This is a genomic window from Rhizobium sp. A37_96, from assembly GCF_053521765.1.
Genome location: NZ_JBNWDS010000006.1, coordinates 1 through 22,356, shown reverse-complemented (window position 1 = coordinate 22,356; position 22,356 = coordinate 1). Strand labels below are relative to the sequence as shown.

Annotated in this window: 17 protein-coding genes; 8 read left to right on the top strand and 9 right to left on the bottom strand. The window is 62.1% G+C overall.

Going from position 1 to position 22,356, the window contains the following annotated elements:
- Window positions 1–42 precede the first annotated feature (42 nt).
- Window positions 43–1,236, top strand: a complete 1,194-nt coding sequence (locus tag ACQZ6J_RS17315; protein WP_449084983.1) for an MFS transporter — start codon at window positions 43–45, stop codon at window positions 1,234–1,236.
- 28 nt (window positions 1,237–1,264) lie between these two features.
- Window positions 1,265–2,095, top strand: a complete 831-nt coding sequence (locus tag ACQZ6J_RS17310) for an aldo/keto reductase (protein WP_449084982.1) — start codon at window positions 1,265–1,267, stop codon at window positions 2,093–2,095.
- A gap of 69 nt (window positions 2,096–2,164) precedes the next feature.
- Here the strand turns inward: ACQZ6J_RS17310 and ACQZ6J_RS17305 are convergent, their stop codons facing one another.
- The 3 genes from ACQZ6J_RS17305 to ACQZ6J_RS17295 all read right to left on the bottom strand — a co-directional run bounded on the left by ACQZ6J_RS17305 (window position 2,165) and on the right by ACQZ6J_RS17295 (window position 8,801).
- Window positions 2,165–5,425 (bottom strand): GH36-type glycosyl hydrolase domain-containing protein, encoded by a 3,261-nt coding sequence (locus ACQZ6J_RS17305; RefSeq protein ID WP_449084981.1) that lies wholly within the window; start codon window positions 5,423–5,425, stop codon window positions 2,165–2,167.
- Between the two features lie 177 nt (window positions 5,426–5,602).
- Entirely contained in the window at window positions 5,603–8,071 is a 2,469-nt protein-coding gene (locus ACQZ6J_RS17300) for a glycoside hydrolase family 2 protein (RefSeq protein WP_449084980.1), read from the bottom strand.
- A 28-nt stretch (window positions 8,072–8,099) separates the two neighbouring features.
- Window positions 8,100–8,801 (bottom strand): FadR/GntR family transcriptional regulator, encoded by a 702-nt coding sequence (locus ACQZ6J_RS17295; protein ID WP_449084979.1) that lies wholly within the window; start codon window positions 8,799–8,801, stop codon window positions 8,100–8,102.
- A 116-nt stretch (window positions 8,802–8,917) separates the two neighbouring features.
- On the opposite strand from ACQZ6J_RS17295, the gene uxuA reads away from it, so the two are divergent.
- From uxuA to ACQZ6J_RS17280, 3 genes are all read left to right on the top strand, one after another.
- Window positions 8,918–10,096: a mannonate dehydratase gene (gene uxuA / locus ACQZ6J_RS17290; RefSeq protein WP_449084978.1), complete on the top strand. Its 1,179-nt coding sequence runs from the start codon at window positions 8,918–8,920 to the stop codon at window positions 10,094–10,096.
- 183 nt (window positions 10,097–10,279) lie between these two features.
- Window positions 10,280–12,370 carry a putative bifunctional diguanylate cyclase/phosphodiesterase gene (locus tag ACQZ6J_RS17285; RefSeq protein WP_449084977.1) on the top strand — a complete coding sequence of 697 codons (2,091 nt, stop codon included), beginning with the start codon at window positions 10,280–10,282 and terminating at the stop codon, window positions 12,368–12,370.
- A 142-nt stretch (window positions 12,371–12,512) separates the two neighbouring features.
- Entirely contained in the window at window positions 12,513–12,944 is a 432-nt protein-coding gene (locus ACQZ6J_RS17280) for a VOC family protein (protein ID WP_449084976.1), read from the top strand.
- A gap of 64 nt (window positions 12,945–13,008) precedes the next feature.
- On the opposite strand, the gene ACQZ6J_RS17275 is transcribed toward ACQZ6J_RS17280, so the two are convergent.
- The 5 genes from ACQZ6J_RS17275 to ACQZ6J_RS17255 form a co-directional block, all read right to left on the bottom strand.
- Window positions 13,009–13,839, bottom strand: coding sequence for an alpha/beta hydrolase (locus ACQZ6J_RS17275; RefSeq protein ID WP_449084975.1), 831 nt, complete (start codon window positions 13,837–13,839; stop codon window positions 13,009–13,011).
- Window positions 13,840–13,876: 37 nt separating this feature from the next.
- On the bottom strand, window positions 13,877–15,124 hold the full coding sequence (gene kynU / locus ACQZ6J_RS17270) for a kynureninase (RefSeq protein ID WP_449084974.1): 1,248 nt from the start codon (window positions 15,122–15,124) through the stop codon (window positions 13,877–13,879).
- Between the two features lie 20 nt (window positions 15,125–15,144).
- A complete protein-coding gene (locus ACQZ6J_RS17265; RefSeq protein ID WP_449085180.1) occupies window positions 15,145–16,068 on the bottom strand; it encodes an ABC transporter permease in 924 nt (307 codons plus the stop codon).
- 7 nt (window positions 16,069–16,075) lie between these two features.
- The gene (locus ACQZ6J_RS17260) at window positions 16,076–16,855 is read right to left on the bottom strand and encodes an ABC transporter ATP-binding protein (RefSeq protein ID WP_163990485.1); all 780 of its coding nucleotides are present in this window, start codon (window positions 16,853–16,855) and stop codon (window positions 16,076–16,078) included.
- A gap of 89 nt (window positions 16,856–16,944) precedes the next feature.
- Window positions 16,945–17,931 (bottom strand): ABC transporter substrate-binding protein, encoded by a 987-nt coding sequence (locus ACQZ6J_RS17255; protein WP_163990487.1) that lies wholly within the window; start codon window positions 17,929–17,931, stop codon window positions 16,945–16,947.
- A gap of 184 nt (window positions 17,932–18,115) precedes the next feature.
- On the opposite strand from ACQZ6J_RS17255, the gene ACQZ6J_RS17250 reads away from it, so the two are divergent.
- Window positions 18,116–18,862: a GntR family transcriptional regulator gene (locus ACQZ6J_RS17250; protein ID WP_163990489.1), complete on the top strand. Its 747-nt coding sequence runs from the start codon at window positions 18,116–18,118 to the stop codon at window positions 18,860–18,862.
- Window positions 18,863–19,011: 149 nt separating this feature from the next.
- Window positions 19,012–19,965 (top strand): NAD-dependent epimerase/dehydratase family protein, encoded by a 954-nt coding sequence (locus ACQZ6J_RS17245; protein WP_449084973.1) that lies wholly within the window; start codon window positions 19,012–19,014, stop codon window positions 19,963–19,965.
- A 22-nt stretch (window positions 19,966–19,987) separates the two neighbouring features.
- Here ACQZ6J_RS17245 and ACQZ6J_RS17240 read toward each other — a convergent pair whose 3' ends face one another.
- Window positions 19,988–21,199, bottom strand: a complete 1,212-nt coding sequence (locus ACQZ6J_RS17240; RefSeq protein ID WP_449084972.1) for a TIGR03862 family flavoprotein — start codon at window positions 21,197–21,199, stop codon at window positions 19,988–19,990.
- A 288-nt stretch (window positions 21,200–21,487) separates the two neighbouring features.
- On the opposite strand from ACQZ6J_RS17240, the gene ACQZ6J_RS17235 reads away from it, so the two are divergent.
- The gene (locus tag ACQZ6J_RS17235; protein WP_163990495.1) at window positions 21,488–22,195 is read left to right on the top strand and encodes a TetR/AcrR family transcriptional regulator; all 708 of its coding nucleotides are present in this window, start codon (window positions 21,488–21,490) and stop codon (window positions 22,193–22,195) included.
- Window positions 22,196–22,356: the final 161 nt, after the last annotated feature.

Here is a 22,356-nt window from a genome sequence, read left to right as displayed (position 1 = left end):
GTGTATCCGGCGCCGCCGGGTGCCATTTGATCGGGTGATCTCATGCCTCTCGCTTTGTTTGCCTTGACGATCGCGGCCTATGCGATCGGAACAACGGAATTCGTCATCGTCGGTCTGCTGCCCACCGTGGCGAACGATCTTCATATCAACCTGCCGCTCGCCGGCCTCATCGTCAGCGTCTATGCGCTGGGCGTCACCTTCGGCGCGCCGATCCTGACGGCGCTCACGGGCCGCATCGAGCGCAAGCCGCTGTTGCTCGGCCTCATGGCGCTGTTCATCGTCGGCAACGGCATGGCGGCCCTCAGCCCGGGTTATGCTCCGCTGCTCGTCGCGCGCGTGCTCTCGGCCTTTGCCCACGGCGTGTTCTTCTCGGTCGGCTCCACCATCGCTGCCGATCTCGTCCCGGAAAATCGCCGTGCTTCCGCGATCGCCATGATGTTCATGGGCCTGACCGTCGCTATCGTCACCGGCGTTCCCCTCGGCACCTTTATCGGCCAGACCTTCGGTTGGCGCGCGACGTTCGCAGCCGTCGCAGGACTCGGCATCATTGCCTTTGCCGGAATTGCCCTGCTTCTGCCCTCCAACCTGAAGAAGGCTCCGCCGGCGAGCATCGGTGAGCAGACCCGCGTGCTTGCGAGCGGGCGCTTGCTTATTGTCTTTGCCATGACGGCGCTCGGCTATGGCGGAACCTTCGTCGCCTTCACTTTCCTGGCGTCGATCCTGCAGGAAGTGACCGGCTTTGCCGCCTCCGCCGTCAGCCTGATCCTGGTGCTCTACGGTATCGCCATTGCCATCGGCAATATCGTCGGCGGACGTCTCGCCAACGGCAATCCGGTTCGTGCGCTGACGTGGCTGTTCGCCGCCCAGGCTCTCGTGCTCGTACTGTTCAGCTTCACGGCCGTCTCGCCGTGGCTGACCCTCCCGACGCTCGCCGCCCTCGGCTTCCTGTCCTTTGCCAACGTACCCGGGCTGCAGCTCTATGTCGTTCAGCTTGCGCGCCAGGTTCGCCCCGCCGCCGTCGATGTCGCCTCGGCACTGAACATCGCCGCCTTCAATCTCGGCATCGCCGCAGGCGCCTGGATCGGTGGGTTGGTGGTCGAATCCTCTCTTGGCCTTGGCGCCACGCCCTGGGTCGGTGCGATCCTGGTCGTCGCGGCCCTGGTGCTAACCCTCTGGAGCGGCGCTCTCGACCGCCGCTCGTCTTCCGCGGCACAGGCCGTCTCCTGCGCCGCCTGACCAACCTTTGCAATCGAAAGGATCATTCATGCAAATCGTCAGCGCTAACGGCGCATCCATTCCCTCGCTCGGCTTCGGCACGTTCCGCATGCCAGGCCCCGACACGGAGCGCATGGTCGCGCATGTTCTCGGCAACGGCTATCGCCATATCGATACCGCGCAGATCTATGGCAATGAGGCCGAAGTAGGTGACGGCATCATCCGTTCGGGCATCGCCCGCGGCGACCTGTTCCTGACCACGAAGGTCTGGGTCGAAAACTATCGGCACGGCGCTTTCATCGCGTCGGTGGATGAAAGCCTCAGGAAGCTGAAGACCGACCATGTCGATCTCCTGCTTCTGCATTGGCCGAACGACGGCGTGCCGCTTGCCGAGCAGATCGGCGCTCTGAATGAGGTGGCAAAGGCAGGCAAGGTCCGCCACATCGGCGTTTCCAATTTCAACCAGGCCTTGATGCGGGAGGCTGCCCGGCTCAGTGATCTGCCCCTGGTCACCAACCAGGTCGAATATCATCCCTATCTCGACCAGTCGGTCGTCATCGAAACCGCCGCCAGCCTCGGCATGTCGGTGACTGCCTATTACGCCATGGCCGATGGCAAGGTGCTTTCGGACGCGGTGCTGAAGGAGATCGCAAACCTGCATGGCAAGTCGATCGCCCAGGTCGTTCTGCGCTGGATCGTTCAGCAGGGGCTGATCGTCCTGTCCAAGACCGTATCCGAAAGCCGTGCGGCGGAAAACGCCGCCATCTTCGACTTCGCGCTTTCGCAGGATGAGATGGCTGCAACCCACGCTCTTGCACAGCCGGGCGGGCGCATAGTCAGCCCCGACGGTCTGGCGCCTGTCTGGGATGAAGCGGCTTGACGCTCACGATCCAATAGACCCTGTAGACAAGGGAGCCGCTTCGGCGGCTCCCTTGCGCATGTGAATGGTTCAGGCCTTGAAGTCCAGCTTGACCTCGCAGGCGCCGATCGAGGCCGGCAACAGCGGCTTGCGGATGCGCTGGCCGAACTGCCGCTTGAAGCCGAAAATATTGCCGATCAGGCTCTTGGTGTAGAGGCCGGGGCCGCTTGAATAGATCCGCCAGCCGCCATCGACGGCAATATCGCCGGCTTTGACGCGTCCCCAGTCCGAAGAGGCATGATAACGGTCGTCAAAGGCCGCATCGCTGCTGCTGAAATAGGTGTTGCGCTGACGAAGCGACGCATGCTCCACTCGCCCGCTGACGGCGATCGGGTTGGCGAGCGCCAAGGCCTGCCATACGGCTTCCGCGTCGTTGTCGAGGGCCAGCGCCTCGCAGTAGCGCAGATGCGCATGCACATACATGAGCCCGATCTCGCGACCGAAGAAAGACGAGGATTCGGCACGGCGGAAGAGCTTTTCCGGGCCGCCGGAATAGGTCGCCGGCTTTTCCATCAGCCGCACGCCATCCGGGAACAGCAGGTTCTCGCGAATGATCTTCATGTGGGCGTGGCGCTGATCGGGCGTAAACAGGCCACCGATCATGGGCTGGGTCATCGCAATCAGCGAGTAATGCAGGCCGGTCCGCGTGTCCTCGGGATGCAGCAGCAGTTCGACGCCGTCATGGCTCGGATCGAAGACGCCGTAGCCGGCGACGATGCCGTCGCGCATCAGGAGCCGGTTGAAGTCGGCGCGCATGGCAACGGCGGTTGCCTGAAGTGACTGTGCCTCTTCATTGCGGCTGGCGAGCGTGAGGATGCCGGCGTAGCGCACCAGCTGCTCATAAAGCAGCGACACCGTCCAGCTGCTGACCATCCAGTCGCGCAGGTGCGGATCGGCCGGCTGCAGGCTGTCGTTCCAGTCGCCCTCGCCATAGCGGATCAGGCTCGTGCCGGGTACGAAGCGGCTGCGCACGGTCTCCAGCAGCTTTTCGACGTGATCGGAGATCGTCGCATGCTCCGAGGTCTGCTGCATGGTGTCGTCGGCACGCCACGGCACCCTTTTGGCTAGGAAGGTGATGTCGCCGGTCGCCTCGATGTAATCGCAGAGTGCCTTGAGCGGCCAGACGACGATATCGCCATGCGCCTCGCCGGCGCGGATGTTGGCGTAGGGTTCCAGCATGAACCATTGCGGCCAGTCGCCACGATCCCGATACTGCTCGGAAAAGAGCGTGCTCAGGATCTGCCGGACCTCGTCGTCATGTTCGTAGGCCAGCAGGAATTCGATCGGTCCCTGGCAGACGTCGCGCGTTCCCCACGCGGCCCCCGTATATTGCTCCAGCCCATGCGGCACGCTCAGGTGGACGATGGCGTCATGTGCGATCCAGGGCAGCATGACCGCCTGTGCCGCGACATCGCGACCATCGCCCTCGACATGCGCGCCGCGCGTTACGTGGCTCCAGAAGCGTCGCGCCGGCGCGAGCATCTCTTCGCTTTCGACACCGGCGCTGTAGCGCGAGGCAAAGGCTTCGGCCGCATCCGGATCGGTCATCGAGCCGGTGACGGCAAAGCGCAAGTCCCTGGTCGGATGCGATTTCAGCGCGATGAACGGGCCGTTGCGGGCGATGCCATCGCTATAGAGCAGTTCGTCGCCGCCAAAGGCCTCGAACGCATCCGGCGTCGAGGTGACCAGGTGATAACCGGCCTTCGGATAGCGGTCCCAGAGCCAGGACGGCTGCGGCCGGAAGGAGAGGCGCTTGGCCGCCGTATCGACTGCAATGTTTGCCACCGCTTCGTAGTCGCGCTCGCCGAGCACGATATGCCCGAACACGAGAAAGCGGCAGGCGGCTCCTTCGACCGACACGCTCCACTGCATGGCCGGATCGTCGCCGGATGCGACGGCAGAGACCGAGACGGTGCGGCCGGAAAGCCGGTAAATCCAACGCGTGTCGTTAAGACCCATCTCGAATGCCGCGGGCACGCCGAGCAGGCGCCAGCCATCGCCGAGATCGACGAGAATGCGCAGGCCGCTTGCCCGCGTCAGATTGTAGGGGTCGCGCGAGACGGAGAACAGCTTGTGGAACGATGTATTGCCGATGGTCAGCTGTGCGGCAAAGATGCCTTGCATCCAGCAGGTCGCGGCCAGGGTCTGGTCATCGAGCAGCATATTCTGCCCGCTGCGGACGATGGCGCCGTGACGGCGGGCCACCAGCCGCTCCTTTTCGCGGAGCACAATATGCCTGTTGTGCGCCCCGTCCGGCACGAAGAAGGACAGCAGTTTTCCATCGGCATGCTCTTCCAGCATGCGCTCGGGGTAGAGCGCAGCGACGGTTGCTTTATCGAGCTCTTCGCTCTCGGCAAGAGGTGCGTCCTGCACGAGACTGCGCGCCGGCTCTGCGGCTGATATCGTGTCTGCCGCCAGCTCGCTCTGAAGCTTCGACAAGGCATCGAGACGGGCGAGATCGGCATCGCTGGAGGCCGCCGGATGATCGGCGATGAAAAGGCCGAAGAAAGTGGCGCTGGCAGCCGCGCTCGGCGCCAGCGAAAGCGGTTTTGACTGGATAGCCGGGCAGGCGACCTCGTGCTGGCGGCGTAAGCTCGGGAGATCGTTGCCAAAAGCCGGCACCATGACGCCGTCGCCGCCCTTGGACGGCACGACGAGCTGGATGGCGTCGGTCGCATAGGCCGCGGCACCCTCGAGGCAGCCTTGCGCGAGCCATGGATTTCGCCCGCCACCCTGTTTGAGGTTCTGGCGGTTCATCACCACGGGACCGAAGGCGGCATGGCCGGCAATGTGATGATCGATATATTGCGAGGCGTAGGCTTCGCTGTTCATCAGGAATCCGCGATCGCCGAGACCGACATCCTGGATGAGAACGAGATCGGCGGAAAGCGTCGCACTGGTGCTGTTTTCCAGCGAGACCTGCCAGAACCACACGGTCTGGCTCGGATGCAGCCGCAGGCTGACCGTATGTTTGATACCGGCCGTCTCTCCGCTCCAGGAGAAACCGCCATCGCCGTGGCCAAAACGCACCGCAGCCTTCGGACCGACGATTTCGGCCGTCGTCGGCTTTGTCCCGCCGACGCGCAGGTAGAGCCTGCCGATCCCGCCATAAACAGGCGAGCCGAGCACCTGATTGATCATGATGCCGCCCTGCTGGTCGGCGAAGTCGATGGCAAACAGCGTGCCGTTCGGCAACACCGATGCCGAAAGACCGACGCTATTGCCAAGCGTGATAAGACCGAGTTCTTCGCGACGAGGCGTCTGAAAGCTGCGATGGGAGTCCGAGGACATAAGCCGTGTCTCGCTGATTCATGGATCGGATAAAGTGGCACTAGATCACAAGGCGACGCCCGATCATAGGAGGCATCACGCCATTCCCGCCCGCAATCTTTCGTAACGGTTTACTGTAGATATGAGGGCCGATCCGGCGCGATGCGCCGGATATCCTGTGCGAAGCGATCCTCGTTTTCAGTGATGTGGAGGCTCGGCGACCTGATTGGCCGTTCGCACGACGGTTCGAAGATCGGCATCGTCGAAGGCCTCCTTGGAGATGCCTCTTATCCTGAAGGTCCTGCTTTCGCCGGGCGCGAGATTGACCAGCATGTCGTCGACTTCGGCATTCGGGCCGATCCGGTCGACGAACAGGCAGAGATCGCGCAGGAAAGACTGCGCCGTGATGGTGACCGTGATCCCGTCCGTCGTCTGGGCACTCTCGACGTCGAAGCGAGGCTGCGGATATTGCAGCTTCATATCCTTCTCGAAGAACCACCAGGCTTCGGCATCGCCGAGGCGGGCGCGCAGGAATTCCCGGCGCGGATCGGCCGGTGTCGCGACATCGGCCGGGATATCGATATCGGTATTTTCGAAGCGATCGCACAGAATGCGCCAGACGTGGTGACGGGCAAGCAGCGTGCCGTTGAAATCGAAGCGTTCGACGGTGAAGGGCACGCGCCAGAACAGCGTTGCGTCATTGACCGCAACGGCAGCCAGGCCATCGCCGCGCGGCTGGATGGTCAGGAGATGCGGCGCGTAGCTATGCTTCAAGGCATACCAGAGCGGCTTCTTCCTGCCGGCACCGTCGATGGCGGCCCAGGAGGTGACGGGCCAGCAGTCGTTGAGCTGCCAGACGATGGTTCCCATGCAGGTGGGGCGATGCGAGCGCATGTGGTCGATGCCGAAGCTGATCGCCCGCGCCTGGTTGAGCTGCGTGACGAACAGCCAGTCGTCGAAATTTTGCGGGTGGGGGAACCAGCCTTCCAGCCCCATCAGCAGCTTGTCGTTGCCGCTGGTTGCCTTCTGATGGTGCAGCACGCCCGGCGAGGCCGCGGCCCGGTCCTTCTCGCGAATGGACTGGGCGAGCGTTGCGAAGGTCGGCGGCGCCTGCCATCCGAATTCGGAGCAGAAGCGGGGGATATAGTTGCGGTAGGTCTCGTAACCGACCTCGTTCCAGACATCCCATATATGCTTGCAGCCATGCTCGTCCGCGTTCGGCGCGATTTCCATGGAGCCGGAATAGGGGCTGCCCGCCCAATAGGGCCGCGTCGGATCGATCTCGGCCACCAGCTTCGGCAGGAGATCGAGATAGTAGCCGGCCCCCCAGGGTCGATTGCCGAGCACATCCTGCCAGCCCCAGTCGAAATAGCCCCAGATATTCTCGTTGTTGCCGTTCCAGATGACCAGCGAGGCGTAGGGCATGAGCCTCGTGATCGCTTCGCGCGCTTCCGCCTCGATCTCGCTGTAGACAGGTTCCTCTTCGGGATAGGTGGCGCAGGCAAACAGGAAATCCTGCCAGACCATGATGCCGGCGGCATCGCACTCTTCGTAGAACGTATCGGTCTCGTAGATACCGCCGCCCCAGACGCGCAGCATGTTCATGTTGGCATCGCGGGCCTGGGCGATCCTGTCGCGATAGCGCTCGCGCGTCACGCGCGGCAGGAAGCAATCGTCGGGGATCCAGTTGGCGCCGCGGGCAAAGACCGGCACGTCGTTGACGACGAGCGTGAAGGCCGAGCCGATCTCATCCGGCGTCGTATCGAGCCGTACGGAACGGAATCCGACGCGGCGTTTCCAGCCGTCGAGTGCTGCACCGTCCGAGCCGAGGAGCTGCAGGTCGAGATCGTAAAGCGGCTGACCGCCCATGCCATGCGGCCACCAGACCTGCGGATTGTCGATGCGGCATTCGATCAGCGCATGGGTCTCTCCCTGGGCGACGCGAACCTCCGCGCGCTTGCCGCCGACGGACAAGACCAGCGCCACGCTATCCGTGCCCTTCTCCGCCCATTCGATCTCGACATGCAGGCGCGCCACGCCCTGGCTGCCCTGCAGCGTGATTTCCGGGCGGATGGTTCCAAGGCGTGCCTTCGACCAGCTCTCGACGGCGATCGGTTTCCAGATGCCCGAGGTGACGACACTCGGACCCCAATCCCAGCCGAAATTGCAGGCCATCTTACGGATGAGGTTGCTCGGGCCGGGATAATTCTGGGGGATATCGGCGGCGGTGCCGAGCTGTTTGCGCACGTCCTCGCCATGCTCGTAGGCCGATTGAAAATCGACGATCAATTCGTTGCGGCCGCTTTTCAGATGCTCTTCGATCGCGAAGCGGTAGCTCCGGTGCATGTTGCGGGTTTCGCCAAGGAGTGTGCCGTTCAGTTCCAGGCGTGCGGCCGTATCGAGGCCGAGGCAGGAGAGATCGGTGCGCTCGGCGTCCTCGCCGTCCCAGTCGAAGGCCAGGCGATAGCGCCAGGCGGAGCGGCCGATCCAATCCTGCGAGATCTCGTTGACGTCGAGATAGGGATCGGTAATCAGCTGGGCCGCCATCAGGTCGAGATGCACGTTGCCCGGCACGGCGGCCTGGATCGAATTGGGCAGGGCCGGTGCGGTGGAGGGCGCACGAAGGCGCGAAATGGTCCAGCCGGTGTCGAGCGTCTGTCTTTTCATGTCATGTGTCCGTTATGAAATGGATGTCTCAAACAGCCTTTGGCGCGATGAATTGCAGGCCTGCCTGCAGATGACGGTTCATGTGATAGGCGTAGGCGATTCGATCGCGTTGTTCCAACGCCCCGATGATATCGCGATGGTCATTATAGGCGCTGTCAACGGCCTCGCGGGAGCGTTTTCCCGCCTCCATGAGCCTCTGCAACAATGGCTGCAGAATGCCATAGACTTGTGACAGGGTCTGATTGCCGGCAAAGCCCACGAGGGCGGCGTGAAACCTGAAATCAAGTTCTGCGGCCTTGGCCAATTCCGGCGCGGATTTCATCTGGTCGTTGATCGAATTCAGTGTCGCGATCCCTGCTTCGTCGACAGTTTCGAACAAAAGATCGCTGAGATTGATCTCGATGAGACGACGGAATCCCTGGATATCGAGAAAATTCTCGGCCGAGATGTCGATGGCGAAGGAGAAGAGCTCCATCAACGCCTGCTGGCGGCGATCCGTGATGACCGCGCCGACCTTCTGGCGGCTTTCCACGACGCCATAGGCCTTCAGGATACGGATCGCTTCGCGGACGGTATTTCGGCTTGAATTGAACATGGAGGCAAGGTCCGCTTCCGAGGGCAGGGCGTCTCCCAGCCCGAGATTGCGCTCGCGCATCAGCCGCCGCAGCGCATCGACCACCTGATCGACCGCCGAACCCTTATCGTCGATATCAGCGGTCTCCACCACCATTGTTCCTCCACTGTCGAAAGCATATTGTTGGTCAATAAGGCATGTCAAGCGCGGCTACAGGATAGACATTTCGCTATTCAGCGATATTTTGACCGACAAATAGAGGAGATGTTCTCATGGAAAGCTGCTGGCGCTGGTTTGGCCCGAAAGATCTCGTTCCGCTCCAGCACGCCCGTCAGGCCGGGGCGACCGGCATCGTCACGGCGCTCCATGAGGTTTCCTATGCGCGCGCCTGGACGCCGGGCGAGATCGAGGCGCGAAAGGCGCTGGTGGAGGCGGCGGGATTGCGCTGGAGCGTGTGTGAATCGATCCCGGTTCCAAGCGCCATCAAGCTCGGGGGAGCGGGCGCCAAAGCGGCGATCGACGTCTGGAAGGACAGCCTGGCCAATCTGGCTCGCTCCGGCATCGAGACCATCTGCTACAATTTCATGCCCGTGGTGGACTGGACGCGGACGGATCTGCGCTTCGAAATGCCGACCACTGCGCTTGCCCTGCGTTTCGACATGGCGGAGTTCGTCGCCTACGATGTTTTCGTCCTGCGCAGGAAAGGAGCCGAGGAAGACTATGCACCTAAGCTGGTGCGGCGTGCCGAGGCGAGGCTGGCGGGGTTGACGCCGGAGGCCGCGCAGCGGCTGGAGAACAATATCATCGCCGGCCTTCCCGGCGGCGAGGACAGCTATGGCCGTGAAGCCATCCGATCCGCCATAGCCCTCTTTGACGGAATGACCGAAGACGATCTTCAGGCCAGTCTCGATGCCTTCCTGCGGGAGGTCGTGCCGGTGGCGGCGGAGCTTGGCGCCAGGCTCGCGATCCATCCCGACGATCCGCCCCTTTCGCTTTTCGGCCTGCCGCGCGTCGTTTCGACGGCGGCGGATCTTCGCCGCATCCTCGGGAGCATCGACCATCCGGCCAACGGCTTGACGCTCTGCGTCGGCTCGCTCGGATCCCGCGCCGACAATGATGTCCTGGCGATGGCGCGCGAATTCGCTTCGCGCATCAACTTCGCGCATCTGCGCGACGTGGCGATCGAACCGGACGGGTCGTTCGTGGAAGCTGCGCATCTGGAGGGGCGAAGCGACATATACGCCATCCTGCGCACATTGCTTGCCGAAGAGGCGCGGCGTCGCAACGAGGGGCGCGGCGATCATCTGATCCCGATGCGGCCAGACCACGGACATCTCATCGGCGACGACATCGATAAGCTGACCAATCCCGGCTATTCCCTCATCGGTCGCTTGAAGGGGCTCGGCGAGTTGCATGGCGTCCTTCACGCAATCGGCAAGGCCGGGCTTTGAACCTCGTGGTGCGCGCTGTCGTTCAAGATCGTGGCCCTTTAGACACAATGAAGCCTACTGCATATTCCGTAGGCTTTTGCCTAAAGTTTAACCTTGTTACAATTTTGATTTTATTTAGTTTTCTCATCTATCAATGTCCAATTCGCTGATCTCTCAACTCGAATTGGCAAGGTCGACCTGTCCATGAATTCCGTTTGGCTCGACGCCCCGAACGACGATTTTCGGTCGCTTTTCAAAACACATCCGTCGCCGATGTGGGTCTATGATCCGCAAAGTCTGAGGTTTCTGATCGTCAATGACGCCGCGCGTGATCTTTATGGCTACAGTCACGCCGATTTCGATGTGATGACCGTGCTCGACATCCGGCCATCCGGGGAGCGTGAACGCATGCTCGACGCGTTGCATCACCGTACCGACATGGAGACGGCGCAACGCTGGACGCATCTGAAGGCCGATGGCCGGACGATCGAGGTCTTGACCTACGGGCGCGAGATCCGCTTCGACGGCAAGGTGGCGATCCTCGCGATCGTGCAGGACCGCACCGAGGTCAATGCGGCGCAACGGCAGGTCGATGCAACCCAGTCGCTGCTCGACAGCATCGTCGACAACCTCCCCGTGGGCGTCTTCGTCAAGGATATGGAGAAGGATGGCCGCTATATCCTGTTCAACGAGGCATGCGGCGGCATCGTCGGGCAGGCGGCGCAGGATGTCATCGGCAAGTCGGACAAAGCCGTGTTCTCCCGCGAGCAGACGGCGATTTTCCGCGAGCAGGACAAGCTTGCCTTCGAGACCGCTGCAACCGTTTACTTTGAGGAAACCATCCTGACGGTGGATGGAGCCACGCGTATCCTGAAGACGGCAAAGCGGGCGCTTCCCGCACCGACGGGCCAAGCGCTGCGCTACGTTCTCGGTATCTCCCAGGATGTGACCGAGGAGCGCAGCGTCGAGGCGAGACTTGCGCATCTTGCCATGCACGATTCCCTGACCGGCCTCCCCAACCGCGCCTTCTTCTCCGAAAGCATCGTGCGGCAGGTGGCCGCCGCGACTCCGGAAAAGCCGATTGCGCTACTCTACATCGATGTCGATCATTTCAAGCACATCAATGACAGCAAGGGTCATGCCGCAGGCGACGCGCTTCTGCGCCAGGTCGCCGAGCGCCTTCAGCAGCTTGCGGAGAAGAGCGATCTGGTCGCGCGCCTGGGCGGCGACGAATTCGCGCTTGTGCTGCGGATGACGGATGCCGGGCGAGCCCGTCGTTTTGCCGATTTGCTGCTGCTGTCGCTTTCCGCCCCCTTCGATCTCGATGGCGTCCGCGAGCATGTGACCTGCAGCATCGGTATCGCCATGGCGCCGGAGCACGGCAGCGATGCCGATGTCCTGATGAGGGATGCGGATCTCGCGCTTTACGCGGCCAAGGGCAGCGGCCGGTCCACCTACCGTTTCTACCAGACCGAAATGCGGCTCGAGGCGGAACGGCGCCACCAGCTCACGCTGGAGCTTCGCGAAGCCCTGCAGAAGAATGAATTCGAACTCCACTATCAGCCGATCGTCCGGCTGGACTCAGATGCTCTCTCCGGTTTCGAAGCGCTGATCCGCTGGCGCCATCCCAAACGGGGCCTGATTGCGCCAGCCGAGTTCATTCCCGTTGCCGAGGAGACGGGAATGATCGTGGCGATCGGCGACTGGGTGCTGCGGGAAGCCTGCCGGACTGCGCGGGAGTGGCCGGGAAACCTGAAGGTCGCGATCAACCTGTCCGTCTATCAGTTCCGTCATGCGAGCCTGCTCTCCACCGTCGTCTCGGCGCTGGATGAAACCGGTCTTTGCCCCGGGCGTCTTGAGATCGAGGTCACGGAATCCATCCTGCTCTCAGAGGTCGAGCAAAGCCTGTCGCTGCTGCGTGCCCTGAAGGAGCTCGGCATCCGCATCGCCATCGATGATTTCGGCACCGGCTATTCGTCGCTTAGCTATCTGCGCTCCTTTTCCTTCGACAAGATCAAGCTCGACCGCAGCTTCGTTGCCGGCATGGACGCGGATCCCGGCAATCTCGCGATCGTCCGGGCCGTGGTCGGCATCGCGTCCGGTTTCAAGGCCGTGACATTGGCCGAAGGCATCGAGACGGAGGGGCAGCTGGCGAAATTGCGTGCTGAAGGCTATGACGAGGGACAGGGTTTCCTGCTCGGTCGGCCAATGCCGCGCGAGGACGCTCTGGCCCGCATTCTCAGCGAAGCCTATCCCACGCAGGCTCTGCGCGCGCGAAAGCCGATGCATGGATGATGCGCCAAAAGGCTGAGCGCGCAGCGGCGCAAAAATAATCGAAAAATTCGGTTCCCGTTGTCGGGATTCATGATCGACCAACGTCCTTGGGGCAGCCCATCATGAAGGGCGCGAAACGTGACACGTTCCCAAGGAGACGAACATGACCGATGCAACAGAACAGTCGCAATCCCAGCAGCCCCGTGTACCCGTTCACGGTGGGGTGGTGGCTTATCTGACGGTGGATGGAGCCGTGAAGGCGGCCGAATTCTACAAGCGCGCCTTCGGCGCGGAAGAGGCCTTCACGTTCCCGGTCGATGAAAAAGGCCGCACCATGCACGTCCACCTCTATATCAATGGCAGCTCGGTCATGCTTGGCGATGCTTTTCCGGAGTACGGCCACGCGTTGGAAAAGCCGCAGTCCTTCACCATGCAGCTTGTCGTCGATGACCTCGACGGCTGGTGGAAGCGTGCGGTCGATGCCGGAGCTGAAGTCGTCGTCGAGCCGCAGGTGATGTTCTGGGGCGATCGCTGGGGCCAGCTTCGCGATCCGTTCGGCGTCGCCTGGGCGATGAACGAGCCCGTCAACGCCTGACGAAACAAGGCCCTCGGCGCAAGGAACGCGTCGAGGGCCTATTCCTGGTGCGATTGCAAAATCTCTATTCCGCGAGCAGGGTTCGCGTCAGCGAATGCGTGGAGTCCTCGAGGCCGTCCAGAATCGAATAGTGATGCTTGTCCGGCTCGACCACCACTTCCGTCGCGGCGCCGAGCCCGGTCCAGATATTGGCGAGCGCCGCGTTCTGTCGGACGAATTCGGCACGCTCCGCGCCGCCGACCCAGCAGGTAAGGCGAATGCTGTCGACCGGTTCGAGCAAGACCGGACTTTCGCTCCTTGCTTCCTCGGCGTCGATGCGAAGATCCTCGTTCATCTTGCGCCTCATGATGGGGCGCAGATCATGCACGCCGGAGATGGCGAGGACATGACGGACGCGCTTGAGGATGACTTCGCCCAGTGGCGAGGTTGTCGTCATCATGCGGGCGGCAAGCTGGCCGCCGGCGGAATGTCCCGTCAAGACGATGGGCCCGCCCACCAGCTCGGCCGCTGCCGTGATCGCCGCTGCAATTTCTCGGGCAATTCCGCCGACGCGGTTTTCCGGGCAGAGCGTGTAGGACGGGACCGCCACCGCATAGCCGGCGGCAATCGAGCCGGCGGCGAAGTGAGACGAGTAGCTTTTGTCGAGCTGCAGCCAGTAGCCGCCATGGATAAAAACTACGAGGCCCTTTGGCTGTGCTTCGGGCAGAAAAAGATCGAAGCGATTGCGTTCGGCCGGGCCGTAGGCGAGGTCGAGCCGCGCGCGTCCGGCCGCCGTCATCCTGTCGCGGAAGGCCTGGGCCGGCTCCGCCCAGGCCGACGGCCAACGATCGCCGTCGACGATATAGGCGCTGTTGGTATAAGCGCTTTCCCAATCGGTGACTTTGAAATAGCTCATGCCCGGCTCCCTCCTTCTGCCTGCCGATACCCGTGGATCAGGTCACGGCCGAGCGCACGGCGAAGCGTGGCTCCTTCCACGATCCGCTGCTCAGGATCTCTTCCAGCACGGTTGCGGCTTGCCAGACGTCGCGATAGCCGACATAGAGCGGCGTAAAGCCGAAGCGCAATGTCGAAGGTGCCCGGAAGTCGCCGATGACGCCGCGTTCGATCAGCGCCTGCATGATCTCGTAGCCATTGCCGTGCTTGAAGGAGACCTGACTGCCGCGCTTTTCGCTGTCGCGGGTCGTCTCCAGTTCGACGCCATATTGACCACACTTGGCTTCGACGAGCCGGATGAAAAGCTCGGTGAGCGCGATGCTCTTCTGGCGCAGGGCGTTCATGTCCACGTCTTCCCAGATGGACAAGGCGCCTCTCAGTGCCCGCAAGGACAGGATCGGCTGCGTGCCGCAAAGGAAGCGCCTGATGCCGGCTTCACCGTCAAAGCTGCGTTCGAAAGCGAAGGGACGGGCATGGCTCCACCAGCCGCTGAGCGGTTGCGTGATCGACGCGTGATGGCGCTTTGCCGCATAGATGAAGGCAGGCGCGCCGGGGCCGCCATTCAGATATTTGTAGGTGCAGCCGACCGCGAAATCGGCGCCGGCGCCGTCGAGATCCACCGGCAGGGCGCCAGCGCTGTGGCACAGATCCCAGATGACAAGCGCACCGGCTGCCTGGATGCGCTTTGTCAGCGCGGCCATGTCGCGCAGCTCGCCGCTCTTGTAGTTGACGTGATTGACGAGAACGACGGCAACGCTGTCGTCGATCAGCTCCTCCACGGTATCGGCATCGCGGCCCTCAAGGCGGAGTGTCAGGTCGGGGCGCGTCGAAACGACCCCTTCCGCCATGTAGAGGTCGGTCGGGAAACTGTCGCCCTCGGCGACGATGACGTTGCGGCCGGGCCTCATCGCAAGAGCCGCATGCAGGGTCTTGTAGATATTGATCGATGTGGAATCGGTGACCACGGTCTGGCCTTCGGCGGCGCCGATCAGGCGGCCGATGCGGTCGCCGAGCTCGACCGGCAGGTGGAACCATCCGGCGCTGTTCCAGCTGCGGATCAGGCCGTTGCCCCATTCCTCCATGGCGGCCTGGCGCACTTCGGCAAAAACCTCCTGCGAGGCTGCGCCGAGCGAATTGCCGTCGAGATAGATGACATCGGACGGCAGGGTAAAGCGGCTGCGGAAAGCGCGCAGAGGATCTGTCTCGTCCATGGCCTCAACGGCCGCGAGATCGGGTAGGCTATTCATGATGTTCTTGCCTCTTGAACTTATTCGCGAATGGTTTCTCTGGTCGCTGCTCCGCCACGGCTGCGGCGGATGCTTGGCAGCGCCAGCATGATGAGCACGAAAAGGCCGGTGGCGAGCTTCAGGTTCGGCGGCGGCATGCCGGCGGCAAGGCAGAGCGACACAAGCTGATAGTAGATGATCGAGCCGACGAAGGGGGCGAGCAACTGCCGCAGCACTGTCTGCTTGCCGGTGAAGGCTTCACCGATCATCAGCGCGGCAAGGCCGTTGATGAGGATGCCGATGCCCATGTTGACGTCGGCAAAACCCTGCGATTGGACCATCAGGGCGCCGCCCGCGGCAGAAAAGGCGCTGGCGATACCGACGCCGCCGATGGTGGCGGCCCAGACATTGATGCCCTGTGCCTCGGCCATGTCGGGATTGGAGCCGACGGCGCGCATGGCCGTGCCCTTCTCCGTCTTGAAATAGAGGTTGAGGGCGATGAGGACGATAAGGGCGATCAGGCCGGCAATGACGATCTTGCTGGCGGGAAAGCCGGCCTCTGTGAACGGCACCCAGTCAAAGACGGTCGGAGAGCCGAAGACGGACAGGTTCGACTTGCCCATGATGGCGAGATTGATGCTGTAAAGCATGGTCGACATCAGAATGCCGGCAAGCAGCGTGTGGATGCGGAACCGCAGGTGGATGAAGGCGGTGCAGCAGCCGGCGGCGAGGCCGACGACGAAGGCCGCGATGATGGCGAGCGGCGGGGCGACCCCGGCGGCGAGCAATATGCCGCAGACGCAGCCGCCGAGTGGAAAGGCGCCTTCGCTGGTCAGATCCGGAAAGCTCAGCATCCGGAAGGGAATCATGATGCCGAGGACGACGAAGCTCAGAATGAAGCTCTGCGCGAGCGTGACCGGGATCAGCGAGATGAAGCTCGAAACGGTTGTCTGAATGAAATCCATCATGATGTCAGCTCACCAGCAGCATTCGGTCGGTCTTGACGGAGAAATGGCCGATCAGCTCGGGCACGGTGATGCGCTGCTTGCCTTCGCCGGAAATTTCCAGATGGACGCGGCCGGCATCGAGCATGATGATGCTGTCGCCGAAATCGACCGCATGCTGCATGTTGTGCGTCACCATCAATGTCGTCAGCTTCAGGGCCTCGACGGTGCGAACCGTCGCCTGCATGACGATATCGGCGGTGCGCGGATCGAGCGCGGCCGTGTGTTCATCGAGCAGCAGCACGTCGGGCGAACCGCCGACCGCCATGATGAGGGACAGCGATTGGCGCTGGCCACCCGAAAGCAGTTCCACCTTGGTGTCCAGCCGGTTCTCGAGACCCAGTCCGAGAACGGAAAGGCGGTCCTTGTAGGCGGCGAGACGGGCGGCGTTCAGCCCGGGCCGAAATCCCCGCGTCTTGCCGCGCAGTTCCGCCAGTAGCATGTTCTCGCCGACCGTCATGCTGGCGGCGGTTCCCTTCATCGGATCCTGGAACACGCGGGCCAGGCGCGCGGCGCGCTTGTGGACCGGCATGTTCGTGACGTCGTTGCCGTTGATGAGGATCTGGCCTGAATCCAGGCTGAGAGCGCCGGAAATCGCGTTGAGCATGCTGCTTTTGCCCGCACCGTTCGAGCCGATGACGACGCCGAATTCGCCTGTCTTGAGGGAGAGCGTCAGGCCGTTCAGCGCGATCTTTTCGTCGGGCTGGCCTCTGTAGAAAACCTTGCGCGCGGATTTGATATCCAGCATCCGTGCCTCCCCTGCAGTATAGGGTTATGAAATGGCGGCGCCCTTGACGCCGCCATGGGATCGGATTGATCCCTAGACGATGCCGCCGATCACTTTGTGAAACAATTGCAATCGGCAAGCGATGCCGGCACTTCGGCACCGAAGGCCTTCAGCACGGTCTTGTTGATCAGCGGCGCATGGTCCTCATAGGCCGGAAGTGCTGGCTTGATCGTCTTGGGATCGGCGCCCTTGAGGATCTGCGCGGCGATCTTGCCGGCATTCTCGCCAACCTGCTCGTAGTTGACGGCAAAGCTTGCCGGTACGACGCCGTTGCGAACGGCAGCGTCGTCGGAGTTGACGATCGGGATCTGCGCCTGGCGGGCGGCGGCGGCAACGGCGGGGATCGCCGGCTGCAGCAGGTTCGAAGCGGGCGTGTAGATCACGTCTGCCTTGCCGGCGAGCGACGCGATGCGCTGCTGGATGTCGTTGACGTTGTCGACGCCGACGGGCACGACTTCGAAGCCGGCAGCCGGAGCGGCCGCCTTGACCTTGTCGATCAGCGCGACGTCGTTGGCCTCGCCTGGATTGTAGGGCACGCCGATGCGCTTGGCGTTCGGAAACAGCTTCTTGGTGAAGGTCAGGATGGCGGAGATATCCTGCAGATCGCTCGAACCGGTAATGCCGACGTCGCCTGCGTCCCAGGAGGGAACGAGCTTGGCGGCGACCGGATCGGTCACAGCCGTAAAGACGATCGGGATACCGGAGCCGGCGAGCGCCTTCTTGGCGATCTGCGACACCGGCGTCGTGACCGTATACATCAGTTTCGGATGTTCGGACTGCAGCTTGGCGATCATCTGCGGGACGAGCGAGGCGTCGAAGCTGGTGTTGCTTTCCGAGTAGACGACGTCCTTGCCTTCGACGAAGCCATTGTCGGCTAGCGCCTTCTTGAAGCCGGCAATCGAAGCGTTGAGCTGCGGATGTTCGCCGAAATTGGCGATTGCGATCTTGATGGGCTCGGCCGATGCCGTGGCGACGCTTGCTGCGAAGGCGCTGGCGACGACGAGGCCGGACAGCCATTTAGACATAGATCTGCGCATGTTTTCCTCCCGAATGTCACAAGGAGCCATGTTCCCCAGGCTCTCTTGGGGAGGGATCATAGCGACTACTGCAAGCCTGTCAATTTGTGATATATGATATTCACCGGGAGGAGCTTTAATATATAATTTCCCGCTACAGCGATTTTATATATAATTTAAGCTCGGGGAGGATTGGGAAGCCCACATGCAGGACAAGGACGCCTTGAGTAAAACGGAAGCAGCTTATTGGCTCTTGCGACGCGACATCCTCAATACCAGGCTGCGGCCCGGCGCGTCCTTGCGGCTCAGCGCCCTTCGGGACGCCTATGGTGTCGGCTGGACCCCGTTGCGCGAGGCGCTGTCGCGATTGGAGGCGGAAAAGCTTGTCACTGCGATCAGCAATCGCGGCTTTGCGGTTGCTCCGGTATCGCGCGCCGAACTGGAGGATCTGACGCGAGCCCGCATGTTCGTCGAGCTGCCGCTGCTCATGGAATCGATCGAGAAAGGCGGCCCGGATTGGGAATCGGCGGTCGTAACGGCGCATTACCGCCTGTCGCGCTGCAAGATCGCGCCCGATTCCGCCTCCGAGGAAATGGCGGACGAATGGGACGAGAAGCATACCGCCTTTCATGCTGCCCTGGTGAGCGCGGCAACCTCGAACTGGCTCCTGCGTTTCCAATCCACCATCACCGACCAGCTCCGGCGTCATCATCGCTTTCTCGGCCTGGCGCCGACGCAGCGCGCCGCGGCGGGCCTTTCCATAGGCTATGAAAAGGCGGCCGCAGCCCTGCAGGATGCCATGGCGATCGAGCATCACACCGCCCTGATGGAAGCAGCGCTCGATCGTGACATGGAACGCGCCAAGGCGCTGATGACCGAGCATATCGGCTACACGCTGCAGGTCTATATCCGCTCGGAGGATAAGGCCGAGGAGCCGGCGGCATCGAAGTAGCGCGCCGCCGGGCAACCATGAGGACGTTGACGCTTCCTCCCGTTGGGTGGTGACAAAGCCGCTCGCTCTACTATTCTCACCGTCAGATCATTTCGTAAAATTTGTTCGCGGTCGAGTTCGATCTCGATCCCGATCGTTGGGAGGATGTTATGGCGCGCGTAGTGGTTATCGGTGCGACCGGCCATGTCGGCACCTATCTTGTGCCGCGGCTGGTCGAGGCGGGACATGACGTCGTGGCAATCAGCCGCGGACAGGCAAAACCCTATTTGCCAAACAAGGCCTGGAACGACGTCGAGACATTGGCGATGGATCGCGCCGCGATGGAGAAGGATGGCAGCTTCGGTCCGGCCGTCCGTGCATTGAAGCCGGATATCGTCATAGACATGATCTGCTTCACGCTCGACAGTGCACGGCATCTGACGGAGACGCTTATCGGTCACGTCGGCCATTTCCTGCACACGGGTACAATTTGGACGCATGGCTTTTCCGCCATCGTTCCGACGCTGGAGGAGGCGCCGAAGCGGCCGTTTGGCGAATACGGCATCCAGAAGGCCGACATCGAAGCGCATCTGCTGGAGGAAGCCCATCGCAGCGGATTTCCGGCAACCCTCATCCATCCCGGCCATATCGTCGGTCCGGGCTGGGCACCCCTTAATCCGGCCGGGCATTTCAATCTGTCGGCCTTCTCGACATTGGCGCGCGGTGAAACGCTCGTGCTGCCGAATTTCGGTCTGGAGACGGTTCATCATGTCCACGCGGATGACGTCGCACAAATGTTCACGGGCGCGATTGCCAACTGGCGGACTTCGACGGGGGAGGCTTTCCATGCGGTTTCAAGCGGTGCGCTGACGCTCAGAGGCTATGCCGAGGCCATGTCGCGCTGGTTCGGTCATGAGCCTAAGCTGGAATTCATGCCCTATGAGACCTGGGCGGAAGACCAGGCGCCGGAGGACGCGCAGGCAACCTGGGAACATATAGCCAGAAGTCCGAATTGCTCGATTGCCAAGGCCGAGCGGCTGCTCGGTTACCGGCCCCGCTATACGTCGCTGCAGGCCGTTCAGGAATCGGTTGCATGGCTGATGGAGCAAGGCCGGATCGGCTGACCGCCCGAGCTTCGGGCCGAGATCAGCGATCCTTCAGCCAGCTATCCACGCCCTTGGCTGCGGCGCGCCCCGTCGCAAGGCAGGCCGTCAGGAGGTAGCCGCCGGTCGGCGCCTCCCAATCGATCATCTCTCCGGCAGCAAATATGCCGGGGAGCTTCTTCAGCATGTATCCGTCGTCGAGCTCGTCCCAACGGATGCCGCCGGCAGACGAAATAGCCTCGGCGATCGGCCTTGGTCTGAGCAATGGAATGGGCAAGGCTTTGATCAGGCCCGCAAGGCGATCCGGGTGCGAGAGAGAGGCGGGATCTGCAAGCTCGCGCAGCAGACCGGCTTTGACGCCCTCGATGCCGGCGCCCTTGCGCAGGCGATTGGAAAAGCTGGCCTTGGGATCCTGCCGTGCGAGGTCGCTTGCCAGGCGTTCCACACTTCGCCCCGGTGCCAGATCGACAATGAGGGATGCCTCTCCCCTTGTCGCCAAACGGTCGCGCAGCGAGGCGGCATGCGAATAGACGAGGCTACCCTCGATCCCCGTTTTCGAGACGACGAATTCGCCGGGGAAGGTTCCTGCTGGCGATGTCGCCGTCACGGCTTTAAGGGGCTCGCCGGCAAAACGCTCGCTGAATGCCGCGCTCCAGGTGACATCGAAACCGCAATTGGCCGGCTGGAACGCGGCGATATCGATCTCCTTGTCGCGAAGCCGGCTTACCCATGCGGCATCCGAGCCGAGCCGGGCATAGCTTGCACCGCCGAGTGCGAGCAAAACGGCGTCGTATCGGGCAACCTCGCGCCCTTGTGGTGTCTCGAAGACCAGCCGGCGATCATCGAAGCCGCGCCAGCGATGCCGCGTCAGGATGCCGACGCCTTGCGCCTCCAGCCTCGCAAGCCATGCTCGGAGAAGCGGAGACGCCTTCATTGCTTTTGGGAACACGCGGCCGGAGGAGCCCACGAAGGTTTCGGTTCCCAGTCCTTCGGCCCACGCCCTGACATCGTCGGGTCTGAAGCCATCAAGCGCCGCGCGCAATCGCGCCGAGGCCGCGCCGAAGCGACCGGCAAAGAGGCCGTAGTCTTCCGAATGCGTGATGTTGAGACCGGATTTTCCCGCCAGCAGAAATTTGCGTGCGACTGTCGGCATGCTGTCGTAGACCGTGATGCGATGGCCGCGCAGGGACAAGGTCTCTGCCGCCATCAGCCCCGCGGGCCCGCCGCCTATGATTGCAATTTGCTTTTCTGCCATGGTTTTCCGGTGCCGCTTGCCTATTGCTCTTTAGGGCCGGATCGAGTCGGAAAGCAAGGTTAGCGCAATGTCCCGGTCTATTGGGACTACCGATCCAAACGGCTTCCGGCGGGAGCGGCAAGCAGGGTTTCGGGGGGCCAATCCTGCCATATCCACATTTAAATCGATATAACCATATGGTTACTATGCCCCTCGTTTTACCCGGGGCTGTCAACTTATGCGATGATCGGTTACTTATCGACTTTGGGAAGGCTGCATAAGCCTTTGGAAATGCCGCCGGGAGCGATGATGTCGGAAGTCAAAACCGTGAAGCGCAGTGCAAAGAGTGCAGATCTCGCGAATGCAGAAAAAACCTCCGCGCGCGCAGCCCCGGAACGGCCCCGTCTCAGGGATGCGGAACGGACCAGCAAGGCGATTCTCGCTGCCGCAACCAAGGAATTTGCCGAGCGCGGCTATGGCGGCGCACGCGTCGATGCGATAGCCGAGCGCGCCAAGATCAACAAGCGGATGCTCTACCACTATTTCGGCGGCAAGGACGCGCTCTATGTCGCTGTTTTGGAAGGCAGCTACATCGCCATTCGTTCAGCGGAGGCGAGGCTCGATCTCTCTCACCGCTCGCCTGCCGAGGGCATGCGCGAGCTGGTCGTCTTCACCTGGCAGTATTTTCTGGATCATCCCGAATTCCTCGGGATTCTCAGCACGGAAAACATGCACAAGGCGCGCTTTCTGAAGCGTTCGGCGCGTATTTTCGAGCTCCATTCGCCGCTGGTCGCCGAAATTTCCGGCCTGCTCGATCGCGGCGCCGCAACGGGCGTGTTCCGTAAGGACTGTGATCCGGTCAAGATCTACATGAGCATTGCGGCACTCGGCTCGTTCTTCCTGACGAACCGCTGGACACTGTCGACGATCTTCCGGCGCAATCTTTCCGACAAGGCCGAAATCGACGCCTGGGGCGAGCATATCGTCGATGTGATCTTCGCCTATCTGCGCCCTTAAACCTCCGAAGCTTTAAGTTCAGCGATCGCGCCCGACTGTCGCTGCGGCCATTGATGATGGGCCGTTGACAGCGTTGCTCAGCCATGTCAGTTATGTAACTATATAGTTATTTACGGGAGGAAGAACTCATGGCGACAAGGCCGATCGGCATCATCATGCAC

Bases quoted from the DNA above. Each gene is read 5' to 3' on its own strand.
- ACQZ6J_RS17315 (WP_449084983.1), top strand. From the start codon at position 43: ATGCCTCTCGCTTTGTTTGCCTTGACGATCGCGGCCTATGCGATCGGA.
- ACQZ6J_RS17245 (WP_449084973.1), top strand. From the start codon at position 19,012: ATGGCGCGCGTAGTGGTTATCGGTGCGACCGGCCATGTCGGCACCTAT.
- kynU (WP_449084974.1), bottom strand. From the start codon at position 15,124: ATGAATAGCCTACCCGATCTCGCGGCCGTTGAGGCCATGGACGAGACA.
- ACQZ6J_RS17235 (WP_163990495.1), top strand. From the start codon at position 21,488: ATGTCGGAAGTCAAAACCGTGAAGCGCAGTGCAAAGAGTGCAGATCTC.
- ACQZ6J_RS17265 (WP_449085180.1), bottom strand. From the start codon at position 16,068: ATGGATTTCATTCAGACAACCGTTTCGAGCTTCATCTCGCTGATCCCG.
- ACQZ6J_RS17255 (WP_163990487.1), bottom strand. From the start codon at position 17,931: ATGCGCAGATCTATGTCTAAATGGCTGTCCGGCCTCGTCGTCGCCAGC.
- ACQZ6J_RS17260 (WP_163990485.1), bottom strand. From the start codon at position 16,855: ATGCTGGATATCAAATCCGCGCGCAAGGTTTTCTACAGAGGCCAGCCC.
- ACQZ6J_RS17240 (WP_449084972.1), bottom strand. From the start codon at position 21,199: ATGGCAGAAAAGCAAATTGCAATCATAGGCGGCGGGCCCGCGGGGCTG.
- ACQZ6J_RS17300 (WP_449084980.1), bottom strand. From the start codon at position 8,071: ATGAAAAGACAGACGCTCGACACCGGCTGGACCATTTCGCGCCTTCGT.
- ACQZ6J_RS17285 (WP_449084977.1), top strand. From the start codon at position 10,280: ATGAATTCCGTTTGGCTCGACGCCCCGAACGACGATTTTCGGTCGCTT.
- uxuA (WP_449084978.1), top strand. From the start codon at position 8,918: ATGGAAAGCTGCTGGCGCTGGTTTGGCCCGAAAGATCTCGTTCCGCTC.
- ACQZ6J_RS17295 (WP_449084979.1), bottom strand. From the start codon at position 8,801: ATGGTGGTGGAGACCGCTGATATCGACGATAAGGGTTCGGCGGTCGAT.
- ACQZ6J_RS17310 (WP_449084982.1), top strand. From the start codon at position 1,265: ATGCAAATCGTCAGCGCTAACGGCGCATCCATTCCCTCGCTCGGCTTC.
- ACQZ6J_RS17305 (WP_449084981.1), bottom strand. From the start codon at position 5,425: ATGTCCTCGGACTCCCATCGCAGCTTTCAGACGCCTCGTCGCGAAGAA.
- ACQZ6J_RS17275 (WP_449084975.1), bottom strand. From the start codon at position 13,839: ATGAGCTATTTCAAAGTCACCGATTGGGAAAGCGCTTATACCAACAGC.
- ACQZ6J_RS17250 (WP_163990489.1), top strand. From the start codon at position 18,116: ATGCAGGACAAGGACGCCTTGAGTAAAACGGAAGCAGCTTATTGGCTC.
- ACQZ6J_RS17280 (WP_449084976.1), top strand. From the start codon at position 12,513: ATGACCGATGCAACAGAACAGTCGCAATCCCAGCAGCCCCGTGTACCC.